The organism is Allobosea sp. OK403, from assembly GCF_900113835.1.
In the GTDB taxonomy this organism is placed as follows: Bacteria; Pseudomonadota; Alphaproteobacteria; order Rhizobiales; family Beijerinckiaceae; genus Allobosea.
The window spans coordinates 107,982-127,105 of the sequence record NZ_FOQV01000010.1 but is presented as its reverse complement, the minus strand read 5'-3'; the positions used below and the strand labels follow the sequence as shown (position 1 = coordinate 127,105).

General features: G+C 63.3%; 15 protein-coding genes. 11 read left to right on the top strand and 4 right to left on the bottom strand.

Going from position 1 to position 19,124, the window contains the following annotated elements:
- Nucleotides 1-114: 114 nt before the first annotated feature.
- The 3 genes from BMZ97_RS25080 to BMZ97_RS25070 all read left to right on the top strand — a co-directional run bounded on the left by BMZ97_RS25080 (nucleotide 115) and on the right by BMZ97_RS25070 (nucleotide 3,852).
- Nucleotides 115-1,011, top strand: coding sequence for a LysR family transcriptional regulator (locus BMZ97_RS25080; protein WP_092176299.1), 897 nt, complete (start codon nucleotides 115-117; stop codon nucleotides 1,009-1,011).
- Nucleotides 1,012-1,700: 689 nt separating this feature from the next.
- A complete protein-coding gene (locus BMZ97_RS25075) occupies nucleotides 1,701-2,582 on the top strand; it encodes a glycosyltransferase family 2 protein (protein WP_175525732.1) in 882 nt (293 codons plus the stop codon).
- 25 nt (nucleotides 2,583-2,607) lie between these two features.
- A complete protein-coding gene (locus BMZ97_RS25070; RefSeq protein ID WP_139221329.1) occupies nucleotides 2,608-3,852 on the top strand; it encodes a glycosyltransferase family 4 protein in 1,245 nt (414 codons plus the stop codon).
- A 414-nt stretch (nucleotides 3,853-4,266) separates the two neighbouring features.
- On the opposite strand, the gene BMZ97_RS25060 is transcribed toward BMZ97_RS25070, so the two are convergent.
- Nucleotides 4,267-4,710: a hypothetical protein gene (locus BMZ97_RS25060; RefSeq protein WP_139221328.1), complete on the bottom strand. Its 444-nt coding sequence runs from the start codon at nucleotides 4,708-4,710 to the stop codon at nucleotides 4,267-4,269.
- 480 nt (nucleotides 4,711-5,190) lie between these two features.
- Nucleotides 5,191-5,433, bottom strand: coding sequence for a hypothetical protein (locus BMZ97_RS25055; protein ID WP_139221327.1), 243 nt, complete (start codon nucleotides 5,431-5,433; stop codon nucleotides 5,191-5,193).
- Between the two features lie 348 nt (nucleotides 5,434-5,781).
- Here BMZ97_RS25055 and BMZ97_RS25050 point away from each other — a divergent pair, with 348 nt between their 5' ends.
- The 5 genes from BMZ97_RS25050 (at nucleotide 5,782) to BMZ97_RS25030 (ending at nucleotide 12,667) form a co-directional block, all read left to right on the top strand.
- On the top strand, nucleotides 5,782-7,155 hold the full coding sequence (locus tag BMZ97_RS25050; protein WP_092176284.1) for a polysaccharide biosynthesis/export family protein: 1,374 nt from the start codon (nucleotides 5,782-5,784) through the stop codon (nucleotides 7,153-7,155).
- 917 nt (nucleotides 7,156-8,072) lie between these two features.
- A complete protein-coding gene (locus BMZ97_RS25045; protein ID WP_092176281.1) occupies nucleotides 8,073-8,765 on the top strand; it encodes a sugar transferase in 693 nt (230 codons plus the stop codon).
- A 92-nt stretch (nucleotides 8,766-8,857) separates the two neighbouring features.
- Nucleotides 8,858-10,465 (top strand): Wzz/FepE/Etk N-terminal domain-containing protein, encoded by a 1,608-nt coding sequence (locus BMZ97_RS25040; RefSeq protein WP_092176278.1) that lies wholly within the window; start codon nucleotides 8,858-8,860, stop codon nucleotides 10,463-10,465.
- A gap of 62 nt (nucleotides 10,466-10,527) precedes the next feature.
- Entirely contained in the window at nucleotides 10,528-11,682 is a 1,155-nt protein-coding gene (locus tag BMZ97_RS25035) for a glycosyltransferase (protein WP_092176276.1), read from the top strand.
- 184 nt (nucleotides 11,683-11,866) lie between these two features.
- On the top strand, nucleotides 11,867-12,667 hold the full coding sequence (locus BMZ97_RS25030; protein WP_175525731.1) for a class I SAM-dependent methyltransferase: 801 nt from the start codon (nucleotides 11,867-11,869) through the stop codon (nucleotides 12,665-12,667).
- A 136-nt stretch (nucleotides 12,668-12,803) separates the two neighbouring features.
- Here the strand turns inward: BMZ97_RS25030 and BMZ97_RS25025 are convergent, their stop codons facing one another.
- Together BMZ97_RS25025 and BMZ97_RS25020 are read right to left on the bottom strand one after the other, a co-directional pair.
- Nucleotides 12,804-14,078, bottom strand: a complete 1,275-nt coding sequence (locus BMZ97_RS25025; protein ID WP_139221326.1) for a glycoside hydrolase family 16 protein — start codon at nucleotides 14,076-14,078, stop codon at nucleotides 12,804-12,806.
- 31 nt (nucleotides 14,079-14,109) lie between these two features.
- Nucleotides 14,110-15,585, bottom strand: a complete 1,476-nt coding sequence (locus tag BMZ97_RS25020; RefSeq protein ID WP_092176268.1) for a hypothetical protein — start codon at nucleotides 15,583-15,585, stop codon at nucleotides 14,110-14,112.
- A 328-nt stretch (nucleotides 15,586-15,913) separates the two neighbouring features.
- Here BMZ97_RS25020 and BMZ97_RS25015 point away from each other — a divergent pair, with 328 nt between their 5' ends.
- The 3 genes from BMZ97_RS25015 to BMZ97_RS25005 are packed head-to-tail and all read left to right on the top strand — an operon-like array spanning nucleotide 15,914 to nucleotide 19,118.
- Nucleotides 15,914-16,690, top strand: a complete 777-nt coding sequence (locus tag BMZ97_RS25015) for an HAD-IA family hydrolase (protein ID WP_092176265.1) — start codon at nucleotides 15,914-15,916, stop codon at nucleotides 16,688-16,690.
- A complete protein-coding gene (locus BMZ97_RS25010; RefSeq protein WP_092176262.1) occupies nucleotides 16,687-17,982 on the top strand; it encodes a glycosyltransferase in 1,296 nt (431 codons plus the stop codon). Before BMZ97_RS25015 ends, BMZ97_RS25010 begins: the two co-directional genes overlap by 4 nt.
- Complete coding sequence (locus BMZ97_RS25005) at nucleotides 17,979-19,118, top strand: glycosyltransferase family 4 protein (protein WP_092176260.1); 1,140 nt, start codon at nucleotides 17,979-17,981, stop codon at nucleotides 19,116-19,118. Before BMZ97_RS25010 ends, BMZ97_RS25005 begins: the two co-directional genes overlap by 4 nt.
- Nucleotides 19,119-19,124: the final 6 nt, after the last annotated feature.

Below are 19,124 nucleotides of genomic sequence, written 5' to 3'. Positions count from 1 at the left end.
GGTCGCGCCGTTGGGAACTGGGCCGCGCTCATCGACCTATGTTACGGTGGCTGCTCGAACTGCTGGACGATGCGTTAGGAATCTGGAGGGCACCCAGCGGTGCCAAATTGCACCATGATCGACTGGGATGACGTTCGCTATTTTCTCGCCGTCGCGCGCGGCGGCTCGGTGCGGGCTGCCGCAAAGCGCCTCGGCGTGAACCACTCGACCGTGCTGCGGCGCATCGCCCAGCTCGAGGAGCGCCTCGGGGCGCATATGTTCGAAAGGCTGCCTTCGGGCTACCGCCTGACGGCAGCGGGCGAGGAGGTCCTCGAACTCGCGGAGCAGATGGAAGCGTCGTCGCACCAGCTGGAGACGCGCATCTTCGGTCGCGACCAGAGCGCGCGCGGGCTTTTGCGGGTGACGCTGCCACCATTCCTCGCGACACATCTGCTCATGCCGGATCTCGCCGACTTCGCGCGTCTCCATCCCGACATCGAGATGGAGATCGTGTCGACCGGCGAGGTGGCGAATCTGACCAGCCGAGAGGCCGACGTCGCGATCCGCATTCTCACCGACCGCAAGACCCTGCCGCTCAATCTTCACGGCCTGAAGGGACCGGAGCTGTTCAGCGGCGTCTACATCTCTCGCGATCGACTGGCCGCGTGGCGTGCGGGCGCGCCTGATCCCATCCGGTGGATCGTCATAGACAATCATGGACTCCCGGTCTGGGCGCGCGCGGGAGAGGTTCACGCCATAGGCGTTCCGTTCAGGACCCCCGACGCCGAGACGCAGATCGTCGCAGTGCAGCAAGGGATCGGGATGACGAAACTGCCGTGCTTCGTCGGAGATACCGACGCTCTATTGGTGAGGGTGCCGGGGACCGGCCTGCCCATGCATGGGACGCTCTGGCTTCTCACTCAGGGGGAGGCACGCAAGACGAAGCGCGTGCGGCTCTTCACCGAGTTCGTATCCCGCAGGCTCGCCGCCTACGCTCCGCTTCTCGCGGGGCAGTCCATATCGCGCGACTGACGCCCGGCAGGTCGCGCGATCGGCTGCTCTTCAAAGCATCGAGCGCAAGGCCGGACTCTCGAGTAATTTCGAGCGAATTGGACACCGGTCCGTGCGAAGAAAATACTCTAAATCTCCATGGAGGAAACGCAGTGGGAGGTCACCTCACGCGCATCACTGTGCCGAACGCGCTGCTTGCCGATCGTCGGGGAAATTAGACTGGCGCATGAAGCCGGATGCATCGTCATTGTATTCGATAAAGCGATGCGGATCGATATTTGTCTTCTGCGGGCGAAATGTGCTGCGCCCTGGCATGGTTTCTGCTTGCTATCTGTCGAAGCCATTCGCATGGGGCGGTCTATCTTTGACGAAGATTGTCCGCGCAAGTGCTTCGCATATTGACAGCAGCGTCAGATAGCTGCCGCGGCGGGAGGGCGCTCCATCGTGCGACGACCATGTTGGCATAGTGGGACGATCACGACGCCCATGGCGTCTGCCGCCGGCGCATCGAAGCCGAATGCCGATCTTGTGCCGTTTCCGATCCCATTGGTTCGTTCAACAGCCCTCGTTCTTTGTTCTAACGCGTTGTCTTCACGCGAACCGGTCTCCACTGCGCTCGAGAGCCCTCCAGGATGTCGACGTGGCGTTCCCGGAGCGTTTTCGAGGGCAGGTCTCGATCGCGTCCGCGCCGGCCTGTTCGAGGTCCGATGATGGGCAAGCCGTTGCGCCTCTCGGTCGGGCTTGCAACCGCCAATCGCCCCGCCATAGCCGCCGAAATGCTGGAGGTGATCGCCCGGCAGACCCTGCAGCCCGACCGCATCATCGTTTCGATGCCGCAGGCTTCGGATCTTGCTCCCGAATGCGTCGGGATGCCGGGCCTCGAAATCCTTCTGGGCGCGCGCGGTCTGACCCGGCAGCGCAACGCTATTCTCGGCCATCTCGGCGACGCCGACATCATCTGCTTTTTCGACGACGATTTCGTGCCGCATCCCGGCTATCTGGCGGCGATGGTGGCAGCCTTCCAGAGCGATCCGGGTCTGGTCGGGGCGACCGGAAAGGTCATCGCCGACGGGATTACCGGGGCAGGCTACAGCTTCGCCGAGGCCGATGCGCTTCTTGCCGGTTCGCCTCGCGTCGAGGCCGTTCCACGGCCGATCTACAACGCCTATGGCTGCAATATGGCGTTCCGCACCGCCCCTATTCGCGCAAACGCCCTGCAGTTCGATGAGCACCTGCCGCGATATGGCTGGCTGGAGGATGTCGATTTCAGCCGGCAGGCCGCGCGTTTCGGCGCGATCGCCCGCGTGGGCGCGGCGATGGGTGTGCATCTGGGTGTCAAGAGCGGCCGCCAATCCGGGCTGTGCTTTGGCTACTCCCAGATCGCCAACCCACTCTATCTCATCGGCAAGGGCAGCTATGCCTGGCCGCACGCAGCTTGGCTCATGGGGCGCAATATCGGCATGAATCTCCTGCGCGCGCCCTGGCCCGAACCCCATATCGACCGACGAGGCCGCGTCGTCGGCAACATCATGGCAATCGCGGATGGTCTGCGCGGGCGCATGAATCCACAGCGCATCGAGGCCCTGTCGTGACGCCTGCGCGCCACAGGGCGTGGTCATGATCGAGCGCGTGGTCGTCATCACCGACGACGCGGTCGAGAGCGGTGGCGCGGCGGGTATCGCCCTGCGTTCGGTACGCATGCTCAGTCAGCGCGGCATCGCGGTGACGGTGCTGAATGGCAGCGAACCGCCCGGGAATGGCCTGCCCGGTGTCGAGATTGCGTCACTGGGCGCCCAAAGCCTGCTTCAGGGGGGGCGTGGCCAGGCCGCGTTGAGAGGGCTCTTCAGCCCGCCGGCGATGCGGTTCGTCGCGGATTGGATTGCGGCTCACGATACGCCAGGCACGGTCTACCACCTCCACAACTGGCACAAGGTGCTGTCACCTTCAGTTTTCGTTGCGCTCAGGCAGGTTGCGGCGCGCCTGTGCATGACTGCACATGATTATTTTCTGGTCTGTCCGAATGGCGGCCAATTCCATTATCCTCAGGACGCCGTCTGCGAGCGTGCCCCGCTTTCGGCAGGCTGCGTCGCGACGAACTGCGACCGCCGTCACTATGCGCACAAGCTCTGGCGCGTCGGCCGGCATCTGGTGCGCGGCGCCGCGTTCGATCTGGCGAACACTCAGGCCAGCGTCGTCGCCGTGCATGAAGGAATGCTGCCTTATTTGTATCGAGGCGGCGTGGCCCCCACGAGTACGGTCGTGCTGCGCAACCCGGTCGTGCCCTGGGTCTCCCGACGGGTTCTGGCGGAGCGGAACCATGAGGTGCTCTTCGTCGGCCGGCTGGAAAAGGACAAGGGCGTCGATGTCCTGGCGGCAGCGGCGCGCGATGCCGGCATGACGTTGCGCATCGTCGGCGACGGCCCCTTGGCCGAGGAGCTCAAGCAGGACTATCCGGAGGTCGCGATGATGGGCTGGCGCCCAGCTTCCGAGATCGCCGGACTGGCGGCTTCGGCTCGTGTCGTCGTGGTGCCGACCCGCTGGCGCGAGACCTTCGGCCTCGTCACGCTGGAGGCTGTGATGAGCGGTCTTCCCGTGCTTGTCTCGCGCAATGCCCTTATCGCCGAGGAAGTCAGCGAGCTCGGCTGTGCAGAGATCTGCGATCCCGGCGATCGCGCCGCCATGGCAAGACAGCTGCGCCGCCTCGCAGGGGACGACGATGCGGTCAAGCGCATGAGCGAATGCGGCTTCGAACGCGGGCGGACCCTGGCCCCCACGCCCGATGCCTGGTGCGATGCGTTGGTCGCGCTCTATCAGGACAAGCTGAAGGCACCACCCGTGCAGGGCTCTTATGCAGCGGCCTGAATCCAAGGCTTTCCGACTGTAGACGCATTCTGGGCGAGCACTCCGGCTGGCGCGGCAGCAGAACCATCTCGACGAGCGTAAGCCCGGGCAGAGCGGCAATGGCCCTAGACGTGACGCGCCCCAGAGGCCGCGACGCCGACATCCCGCCAACCGTCATCACAGGTGACGGTCAGCATCTGGCTCGCTTCAAGCGCCCTCATGCAGCCGAGGCAAGGATGCGGCCGAGGCGGGGGCTCGAAAATGGCGATACGATGCCGCGGGTGAGCAACCCCGATGCCATGGCAGTGCAGAAGGATATTTGCGCATTGCCGCGTTTCTCCGAAGCGCGGAAATGCTCCAACTTCTTGTTTTAACGGGTTGTCTTCACGCGAACCGGTGTCCACTTCGCTCGAAAACGCTCTGGCAGCCGCTCGTTCATCTCCCGGTCGATGTCGGGGTACCCTGCGACTGGCCATCTTGCGCGGCCAAAGCGAGGTCCGCAGTCATCGTGTCGAGAACGCGCGCGAAGATGGTCTGCTGGGCCGTGAGCGCGGCGAGCCGACGATAGGCTTGCATCATCTCGCGCTCCGCCTCGACGAGCAGCGCCTCGTCGGCAGGCTCGCGTTCGCTATAGATGCCGTCCTCGTTTCCCATCAGACATGCAGCGCGACTGGACGCCTCCTGCACCCGCTTGCTCAAGCCCGCGCATTCCATCTCGATGGAGCGAAGCGCTTTGCGCAATTCCAGCGTGACGGCGTCGATCCTGGCCGTGTCCGTTTCATTGTCGCGCCGCGCCGACCGAAACCGTCCGATCATCGCCATCGCTTGTTCTCTCCAAAATGACAGCAGGTGCTTTGCCGCCTCACCGGTCGCCGCCAATCTGGCCGGAAGGACTGGCCGATAGCCGCGTGAAGCGAAAGGTCGTGAAAACCGTGTGAGAGAGTTGCTCATCGGGCTCCATGGCCCCCGCGCCCAAAGCGGCGAAGCTTCCAGCTCGTGACGTCGCAAGAGCCTTTCATAAAGCGTTAAGCAAAGCTGGTGCCAGACACTGGCACGCGCTCGATGACGGCGGCGACATGAGCCCGCGAAACCGCACCCTTCGAAAGGGTCTAACGAGGTCGGTGCAAGATTAGCCGGACAAGAGGGGCGCCTTGCGCTGTCTCTGAGAGCGCCGTCGACACGCGGTTCGCGTGAAGAAAACCCGTTGGAACCACAGCAGGGAGCAATGCGACGCTCCCATCGGATCGGAAATTCCACCTAAAGCGTTTTCGAGCGAAGTGGATACCGGTTTGCGTAAGGAAAACGCGTTGAAACAAAGAACTGGAGCTGTTGAACGATCCAATCAGATCGGAAACGGCTCTAGCGCGTCATCAGCCGGCTGAGCGCCTCGAGCAGGACACTCGCAGGCCGCGCATCCTTGCCGGACTTGGAGGCAGAAGACCTGGGGGCCGAAAAGGCGGCCAGGGCCAGGGCGGTGATCAAAACGACAGCACTTGCCGCCAGTGGAGCTGCCAAAACAGCCAGGATCGGTCCATATGGCCAGATCACGACCGTCGCCAGGAGTCCCGCTGCCAATGCGACGACCGCCAGAACGATAATCATCAACGTGCCTCGCGAGTCCGTGCCTGCAGGTATTACGTCAATCATAGCGGCGACCTCGATGACGGAAAAGAAGATTTATTCAGGCGGCGACCAATCCGCCGTCTCTTAGCCGATGCAGAATTCTATCGAAGAGCGTCAGTATTCGCAGATGGCTGCGCCATCCAACACGTTGGGGCCGGCCGGCGCTCGGTTCGGCGAAAGTAGATGTCGCCGATTCGTGAAAACAACTAGTTCGCCGCCAAACTCTCGATCGTCTAGCGCATCAAGGTTAATCAATCGTGACCCGGCGCCCCTGCTTGGCCGCGAATTTGCTTTGACACCTTCGGCGGGCGTGTGGAGGCGTTGTGAATGGCTGGTCCTGGTGTGCCGATGCCGACATCGAGCGTTTCGATCATCTCGGCGGCTTCTTGTCTGAGGCTGTGCGCGCGACTGTTGCTGCCGTTGCTTTTGTCGGTGCTGGCGCTGTCCCGTGCGTCGGCAGACGACCTCGACTACCGGCTCGGTCCCGACGACAGATTGCGCATCAAGGTGTCCGAGTGGCGCCCGGTCTCAGGCGACACCTTCGAATGGGCCGCCCTGAACGGGGAATTCACCATCAACTCGGTCGGGATTCTGTCCATGCCGATCATCGGCGCGATCCGCGCGGAGAATGCGACCACGGTTGAGATCGCGGCGATGATCGCCGAACGGCTGAAGGCGGTTGCCGGCTTGATCCGATCTCCGAACGCGGCCGTCGAAATCGCTCAGTATCGCCCGTTTTATATCCTCGGCACGGTCGAGAAGCCTGGCGAGTACGCCTACCGGCCCGGTCTCAGCGTCATCCAGGCCATCAGCATCGCAGGTGGGTTCTTCCGTTCCGACAGCAACGCGTCGCGGTTTGAGCGAGAGGCGATCCTCGCCGAAAGCGAGATCAGGTTCATGGAAGCGCAGCGGCTCGCCTTGCTGCTGAAACGCGACCGGCTGCTCTCGGAGCTGCGGAAGTCCGATAAGATATCGTTCTCCGACGAGGTCGTGCGCCATCCCGATGCCGGTTCAGCCCGGCAAGGCATGGAGGAAGAGGCCATGCTGTTCGCCTCTCGACAGCTCGCGATCAATTCTCAGCGGGATTTGCTGCTCCAGGCCAAGGCGCTGCTCGAAGGCGAGCTCAAAACGCTCGGCGCGAAAACGGTTACGCAACAGAAGCAATATGATCTCGTTCGCAAGGAGCTCGACAATATCAACGCGCTTGTGAGCAAGGGGCTGGCCGTCAACCCGCGCCAGCTCGCCGTTGAACAGAACCTGGCGCAGATCGAAAGCCAGGGGCTTGACCTCGTTCTGGCCATAGCGCGCACGAAGCAGGACATCAGCCGCACCGAACGCAATCTGGCCGACCTGAAAAATCAGCGCGAGGCCGATCTGAACAAGGAGCTGCGCGAAACCCAGGTGAGCCTGCAGCAGGCAACGGATCGGGTCAATTCGCAGCGCATGCTGCTTTATGATTCACGCGTCTTGGCGCCCAGGCTTCAATCCCAGCAGGCGTCCGAAAGCGCCAAGCTCAGCTACAGCATCGTTCGCCGGCAGGACGGGCTGATCCGCGAGATCGCCGTCGATCAAACCGCCCCGGTGCGCCCTGGCGATATCGTCAAGATCGAGCGCGCACCGCTGGCAATGCTTCGTCAGAGTAGCGAAGTCGCCGCGGCCGATTCGGCGAAGCCGGAGCTCGCCATACGGCCGTCGAATTGATCGGCGTCTGGACTTCAAGCGGTGTGCGGCGGCAAAATCTTCGTCGATCCTGACGGGGTTGGCCGCCGTTGCGTATTCAACGGGCCGCGAAGGCCGCGGTAGTCGCACAGGATCCCGCCGCACTCCTGCTCAAAGCGTTTTCGAGCGAAGTGGCCGCCGGTTCGCGTGAAGAAAACGCGTCAAGACAAAGAGCTGGAGCTGTTGAACGATCCAATCGGATCGGAAACCGCTCCAGAGCGTTTTCGAGCGAAGTGGCCGCCGGTTCGCGTGAAGACAACGCGATAAAACAAGGAAGTAGAGCATTTCCGCGGTTCAGAGAAGCGCTGAGAGGCTATAGAGCCCGCTTGATCAGGCGAGCCCTCATCTTGAGGAGCCATTCCTCAGGGAAGAGTGTCTCGAAGGATGGTCCAGCAGGCTCCTGAACCAACTGAAGCATCCGTCGAGACAATGCTTCACTGCATCCCCCAAGATGCGGCCGCGTAATCTAAAATTATCCCTATAATTTGAAGATTAAGCGGCGCTATGAGCGCGAATTATTTCGTATTATGGCCGAAAGCAGAACGTATATTTTGAATAAGGCGCAATATAGTATTATTTATCGTAAAACTCGATCGTTGTATGTGTTGTTTTTCGCATAGTTTCGTTGAATTGCCGGGGTTGTTGCTTGAATATTTTCATCTGTAACCAGACTCAAAGACAATTCCGGTGTGCGATTAATATCGATGGGCATTCTCTAGGCGCCCCTTGTGCAATCGATGAGCACGACCAAGCGTAAGGCAAATACAATGATGATTTAGCGGGCAAGGCGTTGCATTTGAGATCAAATTTTGTGCGGTGCACAAAAAGTGCTTGTAGAAGCCGTTAGATACATTAATACAAAATTAGGGATTAGCTTCTCGCGAGGGTCGCGTATCGCCATGAGTAAGTTGACCAAGTCTCACGCCCTTTCGCTGCCGGTTGCTTTTGGCGATCGTATATTGGCGCGAATCGCGAGTCTCTTCAAGCATACAACTAAAGCGAGCATCGATTTTTCCGCGGCGCTGACGTTGATTTTTCTGTTGTTTCCGCTGCTGCTGCTCATCGCTGCGATGATCCACTACGCTGATGGTGGCCCGGTCTTGTTTCGGCAAGTGCGCGTTGGTCGCGGTGGGCGACAGTTCGTCTGTTTCAAATTTCGCTCGATGAACATGGATTCCGACAGGGCGCTGAAAGAGCATCTCGAACAGAATCCGAGCGCCGCGCGCGAATGGCGCGAGAATCAGAAGCTGACGCATGATCCGCGGATAACCCGGATCGGCGGTCTTCTGCGCAAGACCAGCCTCGATGAGCTGCCGCAGGTTTTCAATATTCTGCTGGGTCAGATGAGCTTTGTCGGGCCCAGACCGATCGTTCCTGACGAAATCGCACGTTACGGCGAGAGTTTCTCGCATTGCTTTTCCGTTCAACCGGGTTTGACGGGGCTCTGGCAGATCAGTGGACGTAGCGATTGCAGTTACGCGCAGCGGATCTCCCTCGACAGCCGCTATGCCAACGAGTGGGGCCTTCTGCTCGATGCGAAGATCCTCATCCGTACGGTTCCCGCCGTCCTTTTCCAGCATGGGAGCCGATAAATGTGCGTGGGGCTGGGCCGAGGCCGTCTGGCCTGTGATCTGGGTTGCAACGAGCGGGTTCATTGCCCGCCTGACGCTCGGGCGATCTGATCATGCTGCATTTCGGCGCAGCTGACGGATTGATTGAAGCGCGCTCGCGGGCCGTTGCGCCGGTTGTGCGCGACCTCGAGCTTGCCGCTGCCTTGCGCGAGCATTGGCGGGGTGTGGCGATCTGCGTCGGACTGTCTCTGGCCGTCGCAACGACGGTCATCCTGATGACGCAGCCCGTCTATGTCGCAAGCGCGCGCGTTCTGTTCGATCCGCGCCGGGGCGACATGTTTCGGCAGGCGCCGGAACGGGAATACTCGATCGACACGGCGCAGCTCGAAAGCCAGATTCAGCTGCTGAAATCCGAGCAGGTTTCACGGCCTGTCATCGATGCGCACAAGCTCGAGCAGGACAGTGAATTCTCCGGCCCACGCTCCTCGCTCAAGGCCGCGCTGCGCGGGCTGATCTCCTCCGAAAAGGAGCCGCGCAGCGGATCCTATGCGGGGGTGCTCAATGCCTTCGACCAGCAGCTCGATGTCAGGCGGTTGGGCCAGTCCTATGTCCTCCAGATCTCGTTTCAATCGACCGATGCCGACAAGGCCGCCAGGCTCGCCAACGCCGTCACCGCCGCCTATCTCAGCCGTCAGATCGCGGCGCGGATCGACAATGCGCAACGCAGCAGCCAGTTCGAACGCCCGATCAAGGAGCTGGGGCTGGACGGCCTGGTCGCTTCCGAGGCGATCGCCACCGGCAAGATCGACATCAAGGCCTTTCCGGCCGCTGATGCGCGGGTGATATCGGCGGCCTTGGCGCCCACCGGCGCCTCTGCCCCGAGGACCTCCCTGATCCTGGCTTTCGCATGCATGCTCGGGCTGTTTGGGGGCGTCATGTTCGCCGTGCTGCGCAGCCAGCGCCGCAAGATCGTGCGCCGCCGATCCCATATCGAGCGCGAATTGGGCGTAGAATACATCGGTTCGCTGCGGAGCGTGACTGTGAAGCGTCGTGGCGCGCAGCTTGCGGGGCTCGACCAGTGGGGCTTCAATCTGATGGCGTCGTCGCCTTTGGTCCCCGCCGCCAGCGACCTGCGCTCGATCAGGACGGCCTTCGAAATGACGGGGGGGCAGCCGAGCGTCCAGTGCATCGGCGTGACCTCCTGTCATGCCGGCGAAGGCAAGAGCGTCGCGGCCTATGGCATGGCGATGGCGTTCGCCGCCGCCGGGCACAAGACGCTGCTGGTCGATGCCAATCCGCGCAATGCAACGCTGACGCAGCGTCTCTCGGCGCATCTGAAGACACGCTCGACCAGCGGCTTCGTGCAGGCCTTCGCAGGGGAAGCGTTCGGCAGCGCGATCTCGCCGACGCATGCGCCGTTTCTGTCTTTCATGCCGATCGGCCACGACTTCGAAGCCGTCAATTTCAGCGATCTTTTCGAGACACCGGCCAGCAAGGAGATCTTCAAGCGTCTGCGTCAGCATTATAGCCGCGTGGTTTTCGATCTGCCGGATTTTCAGAGCCTTCCCGATGCCTGGGCCATCGGCTCCATGATCGACTGCTACATCATCGTCATGGCGGCCGGACGCACCAGCCAACCCGACGCTGCCGGCATGATCGGCGCGCTCAAATGCGCCAATGCATCCATTGCCGGCGTCGTGCTCAACGAGCACGGGAGCTAGGCGATGCGTCGTCGCACCGACAGGTCGACCGGGTCACGACCCTATCGGAGGCGCGTCGAACGATGAAGGTGGCGATCGTCCATTATTGGCTCGTCGGCATGCGCGGCGGCGAGAAGGTGATCGAAGCTTTGTGCCGGATCTATCCCGACGCCGATATCTTCACGCATGTCCTGGTGCCTGAGGCGATCTCGCCGGAGATCAGGCGTCACCGCATCCAGACCAGCTTCATCAACGGCCTGCCGCGCGCACGGCGCTTCTACCAAAAATACCTGCCGCTGATGCCCCTGGCATTGGAGCAGCTGGATTTGCGCGGATACGACCTGATCATCAGCAGCGAATCCGGCCCGGCCAAGGGCATCATTCCTCCGCCGGGCTCGATCCACATCTGCTATTGTCATTCGCCCATGCGCTACATCTGGAACATGTTCCACGAATACCGCAGGCGCTCGGGCTTCTTCACGCGCGCCGTCATGCCGTTACTGGCGCATTATATCCGAAGCTGGGACGCGCTCTCGGCCAACCGCGTCGATCACTACATCGCCAACTCCGAGACGGTGGCCGCCCGGCTGCAGCGCTATTATCGGCGCGGGTCGCATGTGATCTACCCGCCTGTCGATGTCGACGCGTTCGAGGTCTTGGGCGACGACGAGGTCGGGGACTACTACCTGATGGTCGGCGAACTGGTCGGCTACAAGCGCGCCGATCTCGCCGTTCAGGCTTTCAACGAGACCGGTCGCAAGCTCGTCGTCATCGGTGGCGGCGAAGGCCTGGCGGAACTGCACAAGATCGCCAAGCCCAATATTTCCATTCTCGGCCCGCAGCCTTTCGCCGTGCTCAGGCATCATTATGCGCGCTGCCGCGCATTGGTCTTCCCGGGGGAGGAGGATTTCGGCATCGTGCCGGTCGAGGCCATGGCCAGCGGCCGGCCCGTCATCGCCTTCGGGCGCGGCGGAGCGACCGAGACCGTCTTGGACGGCGTCACCGGCGTATTCTTTGAGGAACAGAGCGTCGCGGCGATCATAGATGCGGTGGAGCGGCTTGAGCGGCTCACGCTAAAGCCGGCACAGATCGCAGCTCATGCCCGCAATTTTTCGTCTCGTGTCTTCGATACGAAGATGCGCGCTCATCTCGCCGGCATCATCGACGCGGCCGCGCTTACGCAGGCCGGCGCGCGACGCCATCAGGATACGCCCAAGGAGGCGATCGTGCTTGTCTGAGAGCCGTTCGCTGAACGGCTCCCGTCAAAAATTGGGAGCGGAATTCCTGCGAAAGACCGGCTCCCGCATTCTTCTGGAGCCGGCGCTGGCCGGGATCGTATCGACTGAACGGCCGTCGCAAGACGGCGTCTCTGAACTCCGATCAACCGCGGGCGGTGGCCCTCCGCAACAGTGAGTAAAGACAGTGATCAGCCCCGCGAGCCTTGAGATCAACACCATGGTCGCCTCCGCAGCGGCGCCGGCGAACCAGCTTCGTGCCTTGGTCGGCGAAGATCAGATTGTCCGCCGCTCCGAGAATTCCTGGACCGCGCTCAAGCCGACGCTGCGGCGCATCATTGAAGCGATGCCGGCGCGGACGGTTCTCGAGATCGGCGGCGGACGCCACCCATTCTTCTCGGTTGGGGAGGCTCGCGAACTCGGCTTCAAGCTGACCGTCAACGACCTGGACGCGCGCGAACTTCAGCACGCTCCCGGCGAGTTCGACCGTCTCGTTCTTGATATTACCGCCGACCTCGGCAAGCTCGCGGTGCAGCCGGGACCGTTCGACCTGATCTTCTCGCGCATGGTGTTCGAGCATGTCAGTGACGCCCGAAAGGCGTGGTCGAACGTCTATCAGATGCTGGGCTCCGGCGGGGTGGGCTTTGCCTTCGTGCCGACGCTGTACTCGCCGCCTTTCGTCATCAACCGGCTGATTCCGGAGGCGCTTGCCAGCCGCGTCCTGCGGCTTATCGACAGCACGCGCAATCCCGACGAGATCCCGAAATTCCCGGCCTTCTACGATGCCTGCCGGGCAAGCGAAGAGGCGCTGGCGCCGATGCTGCATGAGATCGGCTTTCGCGACGTCTGCGTCGTCCCGTTCTTTGGAACGCCCTATTTCCCGGCAATCCCGGTTCTTCGTCACCTCGCCAAGGCCTTCGACCGACTGATCGAGCGGCGCGACTGGCGAATGTTTGCGAGCTACGCCTACATCACCGCGCGAAAATAGAGCATTTTCGGGCGAAGTGGACACCGGTTCGCGTGAAGACAATGCTCTAGCGCGCCGTCCGGATTAGCCGGCCAGGGTCTCGCCCGCCAAGGGCCTTATTCCCAGGACCTCATTCCAAGGGCCTTTTCCAAAGGCCTCACTCATAGACCCTGACGTGGTCGATCCAGAGATCGTAATAGGTCGAGGGCGGCACGGTGATCGGCCAGTCATGGCTCATCGCCAAGGTCAGCATCATGAAGAAGGGTGAGACAGTCTGCTGGCGATACAGTTCGGCGCGAAACTTTTCGACTCCGTCGAAACAGAAGATCATCTCGCTATCGGTGATCTCGACGCCGTAGTCGTGAAAGGCGAGCGAATAATCGGGCAGGTCGGTGATGTTCTTCTGCAAGCGCCGATAGCCGGCCCCGTTTGCCGATGGCGGCGGCCAATCATGTTCGGTGGCGACATAGGATGTCGTCGAGTGACCGTAGCCTTCGATCACGTCGACCTCGACCGCGCCCTCGGCCTTGCTGTGGAGGATGCCATGCTGGTCGAGCAGCCAGAAGGAGGGCCAGCATCCCGGCCCGGCCGGCAGCATCATGCGCGCTTCGAAATACCCCTTGCGGAAGGCGCCGCTGCTCGATCCGTCGGGAAAGCCCGTCGAGAGATGCCCTGTGACCCATTGCCGGCCATAGCCCGCCGGATCCCGGCGGTCTGGCAGATAGGAGGCGCGGATGCGCAGAAAACCGCCCCTCACGGCATAGGGGTTGGCCTCCGGCGAGGCATAGCCGAGCAGCGCCGCGGCACCATATTCCTGCCCGTCGGGTTTGGGGCCTGCATGCCAGATCTGTGGCGAGAGCTGCTCGAAGCGGTCTTCCCAGATGAGCCTGCGGGCATGGGCGATATGGCCGGCTGCCCTTTCCACGGGCGGGGTTGCATTCGTCCCGCCCTGTACGAACAGATGAACGCGTAGATTGAGAGCGACCTTGTACCGGTTCGAGTCGGGCGGGGTGTCCCAGCCGTAAACGTCGACGACAAGGGGCCCTGCCGATGCGGCCGACAGGTCGATGATGGCGCTGAACCGGCCGTCGCTCTCTGGTGTGACCACGACCCAGCGCCCGGCAATGACGATAGCCACGCTGCGCAACCCGCGCACCACGCCGGAAAAGGCCGTCGGGGCTGCATCGACACCCATCGCGGCATCGTCGATGCGATGGGTATAGGCCTTTGGACCCGCGACCTGGTTATAAGTCGCGATTCCCGTCGGGCCGGGGGAGAGCAATTGCAGGCTCGGCTCCGCCACGGCCTGGGCCTGCGCATTGCCCGATACGATGGTTTCGATCGGGGCGAGTGCGAACGCGCCGGCCAGGCCGAGATAGCCCCGGCGCGTCGGTTCCTGGAGGCGCAAAGGGTCTCTGCTGTCGCGCGTCACGGCCGGACCATCCTGCAATGATGTCGCTTTCTCATAACGGCATCGCCTTGGACCCGCCGTTGAAAGCTGGCGGCGGGAAGCTCTTTTGCCCTTGCGGCGCGTGGGCGCGCCTGATTGGGGCGCCGGTGGGCGTCGCGGGAACGCCGACAGAGGTGGACGACGTTGCCAGGCCGGCACAGATGAAGAACAGCAGCCCCAGATCTATCGTGGTTCCCGCCAGGCTGCCGCTGATGACCAGCGACAGGCAGGCGAAGGCGGCTGCGCTGCGGATCGTTCGCGAGGTCTCGTCACGTTCCGAGGAAGGCGCGCGCAGGCAGCCGAGAATGAACGCGCCATAGGCGAATGTGCCGACGATGCCGATATTTGCCAGCGCCGCGAGCAGGAAATTGGACGCGCGCGCGCTGCCGATGCCGATACCGATGCCGTAGCTGTCGATGAAATTGACCAAAGCCTGGCTGTTCCAGCTGCCGCGTTCGGCTGCCGAGTCGGTGCCGCCCTTCTGAAAGATGAGTTGATCCAGGAGATCCTGGATTCCGGAGCTGAGCTTCGCGTCGAGCAGAACCGCGCCGATGCCGAGCCCGAGCAGGATCGGCCCGAGTGCCAGGACGCCGTAGCGCGTTTTGCCTTGGCGCCCCGAGAGCGCGGCCCAGCCGTTCACGAGGTAGACGATGGCCAGATAGAGCGTGAGGCTGACATAGGCTGTCGCGGAGGTGGACAGGATCAGAGTGGCCAACAGCAGCAAGGCGAGGGGGCCTGTCGTGCGGGGCTGGTAGCCGTTCAGCCAGAGAGTGGACGAGAACGCAAACAGCGTCAGTGTCGCGGTGGCGAAGGCCGAGGCTTCCGGAAAGGAACCGACCAGCCGCTTGACGCCGACCACCTCCGCCGTATCGAGCATGCGATAGGTGGCGTTGCGCATGAAGAACAGATAGTCCGCCGTCTGGGTGTAGTAGGTCAGATAATCGAGCGCGGCGAACAGGATGTCGACGAAGCCGCAGGCGATGAAAGCGCCGGCGAGCCAGCGCTTTCCGTCACGGTCGCCGGCGAAGGCCTGGAAGATGCCGAAACACACGACGTCGCCGATGAAATAAACGGTCTGGGTGACATTGCCGCTGACCGGGCCGAGCGGCGTGAGCAGCAGCCCGCTCTCGCCGCTATCGGTGCGTGCGATGGTGAAGACGTCGGTCCAGCCGGCCAGAATGCGTGGCATGAACAGCGTCACGATGAGTGCGTAGATCAGCGTGCACAGCAGCCACCAGCCTGGGTTGGGCCAGGCATATGACGCAAGCACGCGACCCAGGAAGCGGCGCCGCGCGGCAATCAGCACGACGAAGCCGAACAGGAGATGGGAAGGCGGCAGGTTCGCCGAACCCAGGAACGTCAGCACCGACGCCGTTGCGGCGCCCAGAAGGGTCGAAAGCACCAGCGCGATGATGGCGAAACGACGCCCGTCGAACAGGCAGACGATGCCTGCGACAAGGGTGGCTGCTCCGATCCATTCGAACGACATCGCTTGCGTCACGGCTCCCTGGCCGCCATCGCGACGCGCTCTGCGAAACGCGACGCTGGATCGACCTCGTTTGCTGACAGCTTTCGGCGCGGCCGAGCGAGGCCACGTCTTGGAGACACTGGTTCGCAAGTTCCGTGCCGCCAGGCAAAATCGCTCACAGTCGCGCGCCAATTCTTTTCCGACGCTACGTCATGCTCTGGAATTTTCGCGCAAGGCGATGGCACAGTTTTTGTATGGAGAGGCTGCCTGATCAACTGCCGGCCTCAAGTCCGCGACCTGTAAAGCGGTCGTTTCAGTCTTGAGGTGACATGTCTCGTGCGTGGATTGGATGCGGATGTTTCCCTCGGAGCCCACCCCAGACACGGTGTTATCCTGCGACGTCTTCGACACGCTTCTGCATCGCGACCACCGTTCCCAGTTTCGCAGACTCCGCGATATCGCCGCTCTTTCATCGTCGCGGCTGGCTGCGGAGCGCGGAATCGCTAGGGCTCCGGGGACGATATGGCGCATCCGCATGGAGGTGCAGCGCGAGGCCTATGCGGCCCAGGCCATGGGGCGCCCCAACGGCGACATCAGGTTCCAGGACGTCATCGACGCAACGGCGCGCCTGCTCGCGCTCGACAAGGCCGGCGGCACCATTCTGCATGAGGCGGAGCTCGCCGTGGAGCGGGTGCAGCTGACGCCGCACACGGCCCTGTTCGACTGGCTGAAGGCGCAGCGCGCGCGGACAGGCTGCCGCATCATCGCGATAAGCGACACCTATCACACAGCCGCGACCATCTCGCAGTTGCTCGGTCAACTCGCGCCCGACCATCCGATCGATGCCGTGCACACCAGCGCAGACCATGACGCGACCAAGCGCTCGGGCGCCTTGTTTCATGCAGTCCTGAGGCAAGAGGGCCTCGAGCCTGGACAGATGCTCCATATCGGCGATGATCCGGTCGCCGATATCGCCATGGCGCGCGCCGCGAAATTGCGGCCCTGGCGGGTCGTGCGGCCACGTTATGTCCGGGCGCGGCGGAAATTCGACGCCCTTCTCGGCCGACTTCAGGCGATCATGCACCCGCCAGGCCTGTCCGAGGCGCTTGAAAGCAAGAGCGCATGACCGCGATCGGCAGCGGCGATCTCGCTTCCGCGGAGCGGCAAGCCTTCGGCTACGAGGCGCTGGGACCGATCCTGGCCGAATTCTGCCTGCGGCTCTGGCTGTTCCAGCGCTTCTTCGCCGACGCCGACGACACGACGTTGCTGTTTTGCGCGCGCGGTGGATTGCGGCTTCAGAGGCTCTATGAGCGTTTCCTGGCCCGGACCGGCCTGCCGGCCGCCATGGCGCATGACAATCTGATGATTTCGCGGCTGATTGCGGCACGAACGGCCATCGAACGGCCCGGCGACGGATTGCTGTCGGAACTCGGCCGCGAATTCGCGGGACGCCCGATGAGGGAGGTTGCCGTCGCCCTGACCCAGCGCGGTGATATCGCCCTGTCCCTGGAATGGGACGCAGCCTTCGAAGGCGAGCGCTTCCGCAGCCTGCTTGCCGCGACAGATGACGGGGCGATGGCGTTGAGGCAGGCGGTCGCCAGCCAGGATGCGAGCTTTCGCGACCATCTCGCCAGCAGGACGCAAGGGCGAGGCCGCGTCATCCTTTGCGATACCGGGCTGTACGGCAGCACCGTGCGCCTGCTTCGCGAGGGCATGCCGGAGCGCAAATGGTATTGTCTCCAGTTCGCGCGCGCCAACTACAAGAACCTCGCGACACCGCATTTTGCCCATACGCGCGGGCTCAGCATCGAAAGCGACGTCTACCTGCCCTGGCATGCGCCGACGGCGGGCCTGCGCTTCTGGCATCTGATCGAAGCCGCTCTCGAGCCGGACCTGCCGAGCGCGCGCGTCTTTGAAGGCAGCAAGGCTGGTGGCGACCTCCGCTCGAATCTGGAGGTCGAAGGCTGGCAAGCGCGGATCGCTCCCGATGGGCCGGGCCTGTTTGCCGGCGCGCTGGCCTATATCGACGCGCTGGATGAGATGGCGCTGCCGCATGTCGCGGGCCGGGCGGCGCTGGGCTGGCGTCGCTTCAAGCGTGCCGTCGTCTGGCCGGATCGCGCCGCCGTCGCCGCGCTCAGCCTGAACGACCGCTCGCGCGACTTCGGACGCAGCGACCATGTCGCGCAGTTCGCGCAGGCCGGGGCGATCGGGCCGCTGGCCCGCATCCGCGACAGCCTCTGGCGCGAGGGCGCGGTGAGGCGCGCCTTCCCCCGGCTGGGATGGGCCGGTCTCCTCGTGATCGAGGCTGCGCACACGGCCCGGGCGCTCAGATTCCGCGGGGCGGCGCTTCGGCGTCGCTTCAGGCGAGAAACCTCGATCGATCGCGCCCCCGGCATGGCTCTCGGGGGCGGGCCATGAGGATCCTGCACCTTGCCAATCACTGCCACGAGATCGGCAACGGCATCATGAATGTCGCCGTCGACATCGCGTGCAGCCAGGCGAGCGCCGGGCACGACGTCGCCTTTGCCAGCGCCGGCGGCTCCTATGTCGAGCTTCTCGAACGATATGGCGTCGAGCACATCCTGCTGCCGCAGAACTGGCGGGCCGTCTGGACCCTGCCACGCGCCGCCTGGAGCCTGCATCGGCTCCTGCGCCGCTGGCGCCCCGACGTCGTGCACGCCCATATGATGACCGGAGCACTCCTCGGCCGCCTTGTTCGGGGCCGGAGCCGGTGGCGGCTCATCACCACGGTTCACAATGAATGGCAGCGCAGCGCCATCATGATGGGGGCGGGCGACCGCGTCATCGCGGTGAGCGCAGCTGTGGCGGCGCAGATGGCCGTCCGGGGCATTCCGGCGGACAAGATCGATGTGGTGCGCAACGGGCCGTTGAACTCGCCGCGCCGCCCGCGCAAGGCCGCGATGGCGGAGGCCGGATTGGCGCATCCCGCCATTCTCACGGTTGCCGGGCTTTATGCCCGCAAGGGAATCTCCGACCTGATTGACGCCTTTGTCCTGCTGGCGCCGCATTATCCCGGGGCAGCGCTCTACATCGTCGGAGACGGTCCCGACCGCGCGGTGTTCGAAGAGCGGGCGCAGGACAGCGGCCTTGCCGAGCGTATCAATTTTGCTGGCTTCATCGCGGATCCGCGGCCCTATTTTTCGGGCGCCGACATCTTCGTGCTGGCCTCGCGCAGCGAACCCTTCGGGCTGGTGATCGCGGAAGCCCGCGAGGCGGGCTGCGCGGTGGTCGGCAGCAATGTCGGCGGCATCCCGGAGGTTCTGGAGGAGGGGCGTGCCGGCCTCCTGGTGCCGCCGGGCGATCCATCCGCATTGGCCGAGGCCCTGTCGACCCTGTTGTCCTCCCCCGATCTTCTGGCGCGCTGGCGCAAGGCCGCGGGCGAGAATCTCGCCTGGCTCGACGTCAGCCGGGTGGCGGAGGAAACGGTGCAGGTCTATCGCCGGGCGCTCGGCTGGCAGGGAACTGCGATCGAAACATCGAGCCCTGCCTGCGCCACGGGCGAGATGTCGCTCGATACCGGCCCGAGAAAGTAGGCGCGT

What these genes read in the sequence shown, in the direction of transcription:
- BMZ97_RS25080 (WP_092176299.1), top strand. Translation starts at nt 115, where the DNA reads ATGATCGACTGGGATGACGTTCGCTATTTTCTCGCCGTCGCGCGCGGC.
- BMZ97_RS25075 (WP_175525732.1), top strand. Translation starts at nt 1,701, where the DNA reads ATGGGCAAGCCGTTGCGCCTCTCGGTCGGGCTTGCAACCGCCAATCGC.
- BMZ97_RS25070 (WP_139221329.1), top strand. Translation starts at nt 2,608, where the DNA reads ATGATCGAGCGCGTGGTCGTCATCACCGACGACGCGGTCGAGAGCGGT.
- BMZ97_RS25055 (WP_139221327.1), bottom strand. Translation starts at nt 5,433, where the DNA reads ATGATTATCGTTCTGGCGGTCGTCGCATTGGCAGCGGGACTCCTGGCG.
- BMZ97_RS25050 (WP_092176284.1), top strand. Translation starts at nt 5,782, where the DNA reads ATGGCTGGTCCTGGTGTGCCGATGCCGACATCGAGCGTTTCGATCATC.
- BMZ97_RS25045 (WP_092176281.1), top strand. Translation starts at nt 8,073, where the DNA reads ATGAGTAAGTTGACCAAGTCTCACGCCCTTTCGCTGCCGGTTGCTTTT.
- BMZ97_RS25040 (WP_092176278.1), top strand. Translation starts at nt 8,858, where the DNA reads ATGCTGCATTTCGGCGCAGCTGACGGATTGATTGAAGCGCGCTCGCGG.
- BMZ97_RS25035 (WP_092176276.1), top strand. Translation starts at nt 10,528, where the DNA reads ATGAAGGTGGCGATCGTCCATTATTGGCTCGTCGGCATGCGCGGCGGC.
- BMZ97_RS25020 (WP_092176268.1), bottom strand. Translation starts at nt 15,585, where the DNA reads ATGTCGTTCGAATGGATCGGAGCAGCCACCCTTGTCGCAGGCATCGTC.
- BMZ97_RS25015 (WP_092176265.1), top strand. Translation starts at nt 15,914, where the DNA reads ATGCGGATGTTTCCCTCGGAGCCCACCCCAGACACGGTGTTATCCTGC.
- BMZ97_RS25010 (WP_092176262.1), top strand. Translation starts at nt 16,687, where the DNA reads ATGACCGCGATCGGCAGCGGCGATCTCGCTTCCGCGGAGCGGCAAGCC.
- BMZ97_RS25005 (WP_092176260.1), top strand. Translation starts at nt 17,979, where the DNA reads ATGAGGATCCTGCACCTTGCCAATCACTGCCACGAGATCGGCAACGGC.